This window comes from Candidatus Hodgkinia cicadicola, assembly GCF_002774925.1.
On sequence record NZ_NXGO01000125.1, the window covers coordinates 1 to 787 of the forward strand.

1 protein-coding gene is annotated in these 787 nt (G+C 30.2%); it reads left to right on the forward strand.

The features are described from left to right. Window positions 1-118: 118 nt before the first annotated feature. A complete protein-coding gene (locus MAGTDC_RS03615) occupies window positions 119-328 on the forward strand; it encodes an Hsp70 family protein (RefSeq protein WP_192573214.1) in 210 nt (69 codons plus the stop codon). The last annotated feature ends 459 nt before the right edge of the window (window positions 329-787 follow it).

The following is a 787-nucleotide window of genomic DNA, read 5'->3' on the forward strand; positions in this document are numbered from 1 at the left end:
CTACTTAATTGAGCGGTTTTAGGTTTTGGGATGGGGCTACTATTATGTCGCATTACAATATTTATACAGAAAATGTATGTAATATCATTATATTATTTATTTATTATATGTTATGAAAATGTCCACAGTTGTCATTCAGTCATCGGGTGGTTTAAGTAAAGATGAAATTGAAAACATGGTCCGCAATGCAGAACAGTATGCACAGACTGATAAGGTTAAGAAGGATAGAGTTGAAGCAATTAACCAGGCTGAAGGTATTATACATGATACCGAGGCTAAAATGGAAGAATTTAAGGATCAGTTGCCAAAAGAAGAGGTGAGAACCTAAATTTACTAATTTTACTTGTCCTTCACTTTTCCTTCTCTCTGAACATGAGGCTAAGAAACAAAGATAGTCATATACATAATTTTGAATGTTTTAGTTATTTTGATAGAAGAAAACTATTGAAACTTAGTTGATCTTGAATAATTATGTTCATTAACATTTCTTATTTGGAGATTTTCGTATGTTAATGTATGAACTTTAAGTTTAATTTCTAATAGCTTGTATAATTCTTTTATATGCAGATATAATTGTCATTCAATTTACAAAATGTTGTTTTCAGTGTGACAAATTAAAGGAAAATATTGCACAAGTAAGAGAAAAGTTAGCAAATAAAGAAACCACAGATCCAGAAGAAATCCGTAAGGCTACAACGCAGCTTCAGCAGGCATCACTAAAATTATTTGAGATGGCATACAAGAAGGTATATAAACTACATAATTTTATAAGAAGCATAAATACATG